Here is a 6000-nt window from a genome sequence, read left to right on the forward strand (position 1 = left end):
CCGGCTGATCGCCCTGGCGCCTCGTTGCCGCCAGTGCATGGGTTTCGTCGACGCACACCGGCGCTTCGTTGCCTAATGCGCCTGCAGGCGGCCTTCGCATCCGTGCTGCCGCGGGTTCGGGCGTGCTCACCCCGAGGCCGAACCGATGCCGTAATAGGCGTACGAGTAGTAGCCCCGGCTGCGTTTCTCCACGGCATTGAAGATGGCGCCCTTGAGCGGGACGTTGTTCTGCTCGAAACGTTGCCTGGCCAGTGCGATCTCGCGCGCCTGGTTGACGCCGAAGCGCACCACCAGCAGCGCCGTGCCGGCGTGGTGGCCGATGATGGCGGCGTCGGTCACGGCCAGGATCGGCGGGGTGTCGATGATGATCAGGTCGTACATCTGCTTGAGCTGGTCGAGCAGCGCGGAGAAGCGCGCGTTCATCAGCAGCTCGGAAGGGTTCGGCGGTATCTTGCCGCGGGCGATGAAGTGCAGGTTCTCCAGCACGCCGACCTGGCGCAGCGTGGCCTTCAGCTCGGCCTGGCCGGAGATCAGCTCGGAGAGCCCGCCCTCGGGCCTGCCGCCGACGACCTTGTGCAGCGAGCCCATGCGCATGTCGCCGTCGATCAGCAGCACGCGCTGGTTGCCCTGGGCGACGACGGTGGCGAGGTTGGCGGAAACGAAGGTCTTGCCGACATCCGGACTGGATCCGGAGATCATCAGCACGTTGTTCTTCGCTTCCAGCCGGGCGAAATGCAGGCTGGTGCGCAGGCTGCGCAGCGATTCGGTGGCCATGTCGGCGGGCGCGTCCATGACCAGCAGGTGCTGCCGGCCCCGTCCATGCAGGCGCTTGCCGTGGAGCGTCAGTTCGCGCGGGCTGACCGGGATGGTGGCGTACACCGGCAGGCCGAGCTTCTCGATCACGGCCGGATCCTCGATGCCGCGATTGAGCATCTGCCGGATGAACACGTACATGAGCGCCACGAAGCCGCCGAGCAGCGCGCCGCCGAGCACCACGATGGTCTTCTTCGGCCATACCGGCCGCGTGATGTCCACCGCCGACTTGTCGATGATGCGCACGTTGCCGACCGTGCCTGCGCGGGCGATGTCCAGTTGCTGGGCCTGGTTGAGCAGGCCGGTATAGGTGTCGTTGCTCACCTGCACGTCGCGCTTGAGCTTCAGCAGCTGCTGCTGGGTATCGGGCAGGTTGTTCACCCGCTTGTCGATCCCGGCCTTCTGCCCCTCCAACTGGCCGATCTGCTGGATCAGCGCCTTGTAGGTAGGGTGCTCGGGAGTGAACTGGCGCTGCATGTCCGCCTGTTGCAGGCGCAGCTTCTGGATGTTGGCCTCGATGGCCACTTCCTGGTCCAGCAGACCCTGGGTCTGCATGCTGATGTCGACCGAATGCGCCTGGATCTGATAGGCGTTGAGCGCCGCCGTGGCCCGCTCCAGGTCGCGCCGCACGTTGGGCAGTTGTTCGCGGACGAACTTCAGGCTGTTCGCCGCTTCCGCCGAATTGCGGTCCACGTCCTGGCGCACGTAGAGTTCGCCCACCTGCCTGAGCACATCGGCGGCGAGCTCCGGGTTGGCATTGTCGTAGGTCATCTGCAGGATGCCCGATTCCTTGCCCTGCTCGGTGACCTTGATCGCCTGCTGGAGCCCGTTGATCACGGTCAGCCGGCGATGGCGGACCACACGGAACTGGGTGCCCGGACTGGCCACCAGGTTCTGCACCTGGATGGTCACCCCGTGGCCCTTGGCGGTCTGCCCCACATTGCCGACTACCAGCATGTTGTCGTCGTCGTCCACCAGCGCATAGGTGCCGTTCTTGCCGGCAATCAGCTGCAGCGGCCGATCCTGCAGGGCGTCCGGCACGTCCAGCTGGAAAATTTCCAGCTTCGAGCCACCCCAGTCGTAGCCGATCAGGTTGAACAGGGGCGGAGAGACCATGCCGGGGTTGCTGGACGCGTAGTGGCGCGCGAAGAAATTGCCGAACACCGGCATGCGCTTCGGGTGGGCCTCGATGGTGAGCTTGAGCTCGTCGACCGCCGCCCCGAGCACCATGCGCGAGGTGATCAGCGCGGTTTCCGTGGTGGCTTCGGGGCTGGAGGCTCCCAGGGTCTGGGTCAGCGCGCTCAGCCCCGGCAGGCTGGGAACCTTCTGTTCCACCTGCACGACCGAAGTGGCCTGGTAGATCGGTGTAGTCAGCAACGCATAGGCGATGCTGAGCACGACAAATACGCCGGTGATGGTGCCGATCAGCCATTTGTGGTCGCTGATCGTGCCGAACAGTTCGCTCAGGTCAATTTCGTCGTCACGCTGCATGGGGTCCTTGATGACGGTCATAGGGGCGTTCGACTCCTGGCGTGAAAGTTCGGAAATCACAGATAGGATTCCCAGCTACTGATACCCTGCGTGATTATCTGGTGAACATGCTCGAATACTTTCCGTTGTTGGCGATAAGGATCGGGAATATCTTTTCCGTGCAGCCATTTGTCGAACAGATAAACCTTGCCGTGAACCTCGGGCGCAAGCCGTACCATTGCTGCCACATGGCCTTTTTCCATGCCCAGCACCAAATCGGCGGCGCGCAGAATGGAGGGCGTCAGCTGGTGCGCGCGGTGCATGCTGCCGTCGATACCGTTCTCGGCAAGCAATTGCAGGGCCGTTGCGTCCATGGGACTGCCGACAAGCGCGCCGAGCCCGGCACTGGCGAACTCGATGTCGCGCCCCGCCATGCGCTGTCGAAACAGGTACTCGGCCACGGGGCTGCGGCAGATATTGCCCGTGCAGACGATCAGTATCCGTTTAAACACAGTGCCGACTTGCTCCCGGAGCCAGGCCAGCCGGCGTCGGTCAGGACGCGAGAAATGGCGGGCGGGTTCTTCCTGTCCCATTTTTCCCAAGGCTTGCGCCGGAAGCGCCGAAAACGCTATCTGACGTATGCCAAGGTAATGGGGTCGATAATCAGGCAAATAAGCCTGTTGTCCGCTTTTTATTATGCAATGCCTGCAGTCGTGAAAAGCTCGTCTAGTTGTCCTTTGAATATGGGTGCCTGCCAGCGGTAGGAACCGTAACGTGGCCTTGGATCATTGCACGTCCGAATTACATAACCATGAATATTTACCAAACGGAGCATTCAATCTGCATAAGTCATGAAAATGTGAATTCAAATGTGAATTGGAATTTCACGCCAGTTTGTCCTGATCATGAAGTCGGGCGCGCGAAGGTGGAACAAGTTTGTTTCCCGCCGCCGAGGTGGGAACTGCGTGCGGCGAAGTCGTCCGGGAGCTGCCGCGCGCTTGGCGGCCGTTTGAGAAACCCCTGCGCCCGTCGCCGCGGATGCCCCGATGGCTCACCGCGGCGCGACATATCCGGCAGTGGGCGCCGCGTCGTGCGGTGGCCATGCCGTCTTCGCCGTCCATGAAGGAGTCCCTCATGAACCACAGCGTCCTCGTCACCGGCGGCGCCGGATACATCGGCAGCCATGTCGTGCAGCAGCTGGTCGCACGTGGCGAACGCGTGGTCGTCGTGGACAACCTGTGCACCGGATTCCGCGATGCGGTGCGCGGCGCCGAACTGGTGGTCGGCAATGTCGGCGACCGTGCGCTGCTCGGGCGCGTGCTGGCCAGGCATCGCGTCGATGCGGTGCTGCATTTCGCCGCGCATACGGTGGTACCTGAATCGCTGAGCGATCCGCTCAAGTACTACGGCAACAACACCTGCAACACGCAAAGCCTGCTCGCCTGCTGCGCGGAAGCCGGCGTGGGGCACTTCATCTTTTCCTCCACCGCCGCGGTCTATGGCATCACCGAAAGCGGCATGGCCGACGAGGACACGCCGACCCGGCCGATCAATCCCTACGGCATGTCCAAGCTGATGTCCGAGACCATGCTGCGCGATCTGTGCGCCACCGGGGCCATGCACCACGCCACACTGCGTTACTTCAACGTGGCCGGCTGCGATCCGCAGGGCCGCATCGGGCACTCGACGCTGCATTCGACGCTGCTGATCAAGGTGGCCTGCGAGCATGCGGTCGGCAAGCGCGCCAGCGTGTCGATCTTCGGCAGCGACTACGACACGCCGGACGGCACCGGCATCCGCGACTACATCCACGTCGAGGATCTGGCCGCGGCCCACCTGCGGGCACTCGACCACCTGCGCGATGGCGGCGAGTCATTGACCCTCAACTGCGGCTACGGCCACGGCTACAGCGTGCGCGAGGTCATCGACGCCGTGCAACGCGTCGGCGGCCACCCGCTGGCGGTGATCGAGCAGCCGCGTCGCGCCGGCGACACGCCGATGCTGGTGGCGCGCAGCGACCGCCTCAAGCAGCAGCTCGACTGGCGACCGCAGTACGACGACCTGGATTTCATCGTGCGCACGGCGCTGCTGTGGGAGCAGAAGCTGGCGCGACAGCCGGTGACGCTGGCGTCGGGGGCGTGAATCACGGCGCAGCCTCTCGCTGCGCGCCTGTTCCGCGGTGATCGACGTGACCACCAGGCGATGCTTTCCAAGGCATCACCCGCCAGCGGGCTCCTGCAGGTTGGAGGCAGCTACTCCACAGTGACCGATTTGGCCAAGTTGCGCGGCTGGTCGACGTCGGTGCCGCGTAGCACGGCGACGTGGTAGGCGAGCAGCTGCAGCGGCACGGTGAACACCGCCGGGGCGATGAAGTTGCCGCCGGAGGCCACGCGCAGCATGCGGCCAGTGCCGGCCATGTCGTCCATGCCGGCGGCGCCGTCGGCGAACACGATCAGCCGGCCGCCGCGGGCGCGCACTTCCTGCAGGTTGGATTTGAGCTTGTCCAGCAGCGGGCCGTTCGGCGCCACCGCGATCACCGGCATGTGCTCGTCGACCAGTGCCAGCGGGCCGTGCTTGAGTTCGCCGGCGGCGTAGGCCTCGGCGTGGATGTAGGAGATCTCCTTGAGCTTCAGCGCGCCTTCCAGCGCCACCGGGTACTGCACGCCGCGGCCGAGGAACAGCGCATGCTGGCGGTGGATGAACTCGCCGGCCAGGGCGATGATTGCCGGCTCCATCTGCAGCGTTTCCTCGATTGCCCGCGGCAGGCGCTGCAGCTCGGCGCACAGCGCGGCGTAGCGCGCCTCGTCCAGGCCGTGACGGCGGGCCAGTTCCAGCGTCAGCAGGGCGAGCGCGGCGAGCTGGGTGGTGAAGGCCTTGGTCGAGGCCACGCCGATCTCGGGGCCGGCGCGGGTCATCAGCTTGAGGTCGGCCTCGCGCACCGCCGAGGATTCGGGCACGTTGCAGATCGCCAGCGTGCCGAGGTAGCCGCGCCGACGCGATTCGCGCATCGCCGCCAGGGTGTCGGCGGTTTCGCCGGACTGCGAGATCGCCACGAACAGCGTGCCCTCGGGCACCACCGTCTCGCGGTAGCGGTACTCGCTGGCCACCTCGACGCTGACCGGCAGCCGCGCGTACTCCTCGATCCAGTACTTGGCGACCAGGCCGGCGTGGTAGCTGGTGCCGCAGGCGACGATGTGCAGGCCGCGGGTGGCCTGCAGCAGCGCGTCGCTGTCGATGCCGAAGATGTTCGGCAGCACGCCGTGCGGGCCAAGGCGCGCCTCCAGCGTGTTGGCTACCGCTTGCGGCTGCTCGAAGATCTCCTTCTGCATGTAGTGGCGGTACTCGCCACGTTCCACCGCGTCGCTGGACAGCTCGCTCTCGTGCACTGCGCGCTCCACCGGCGTGCCGTCGAGGCCGTACACCTGCACGCTGTCGCGGGTGATCTCCACCACGTCGCCCTCATCCAGGTAAAGCATGCGGTGAGTGACCTGCACCAGCGCCTGCGCGTCGGAGCCGAGGAAGTTTTCGCCGATGCCCACACCGACCAGGAGCGGCGCGCCGCGGCGGGCGCCGACCACGCGCCCGGGCTCGTCGCGGCTGAGCACGGCGATGGCGTAGGCGCCTTCCAGCTCACGCACGGTGGCCAGCACCGCCTCGCGCAGGTTCAGGCCCTGATCGAGGTGGCGGTCGATCAGCGCGGCCATCACCTCGGTGTCG

At 65.5% G+C, this 6000-nt stretch carries 4 protein-coding genes; 1 reads left to right on the plus strand and 3 read right to left on the minus strand.

The features are described 5' to 3' along the window. Positions 1–126: 126 nt before the first annotated feature. Both UUA_RS08720 and UUA_RS08725 read right to left on the minus strand, forming a co-directional pair. Positions 127–2325, minus strand: coding sequence for a polysaccharide biosynthesis tyrosine autokinase (locus UUA_RS08720; protein ID WP_008436018.1), 2199 nt, complete (start codon positions 2323–2325; stop codon positions 127–129). Positions 2326–2360: 35 nt separating this feature from the next. Next, on the minus strand, positions 2361–2795 hold the full coding sequence (locus UUA_RS08725; RefSeq protein WP_008436019.1) for a low molecular weight protein-tyrosine-phosphatase: 435 nt from the start codon (positions 2793–2795) through the stop codon (positions 2361–2363). A 622-nt stretch (positions 2796–3417) separates the two neighbouring features. Here UUA_RS08725 and galE point away from each other — a divergent pair. Next, the gene (galE, locus tag UUA_RS08730; protein WP_008436020.1) at positions 3418–4425 is read left to right on the plus strand and encodes a UDP-glucose 4-epimerase GalE; all 1008 of its coding nucleotides are present in this window, start codon (positions 3418–3420) and stop codon (positions 4423–4425) included. Between the two features lie 110 nt (positions 4426–4535). On the opposite strand, the gene glmS is transcribed toward galE, so the two are convergent. Further along, positions 4536–6000 (minus strand): glutamine--fructose-6-phosphate transaminase (isomerizing) (gene glmS / locus UUA_RS08735; protein ID WP_008436021.1); only part of this gene is annotated, 1465 nt, incomplete at its 5' end.

The sequence above is a fragment of the Rhodanobacter thiooxydans LCS2 genome (genome assembly GCF_000264375.1).
GTDB lineage: Bacteria > Pseudomonadota > Gammaproteobacteria > Xanthomonadales > Rhodanobacteraceae > Rhodanobacter > Rhodanobacter thiooxydans.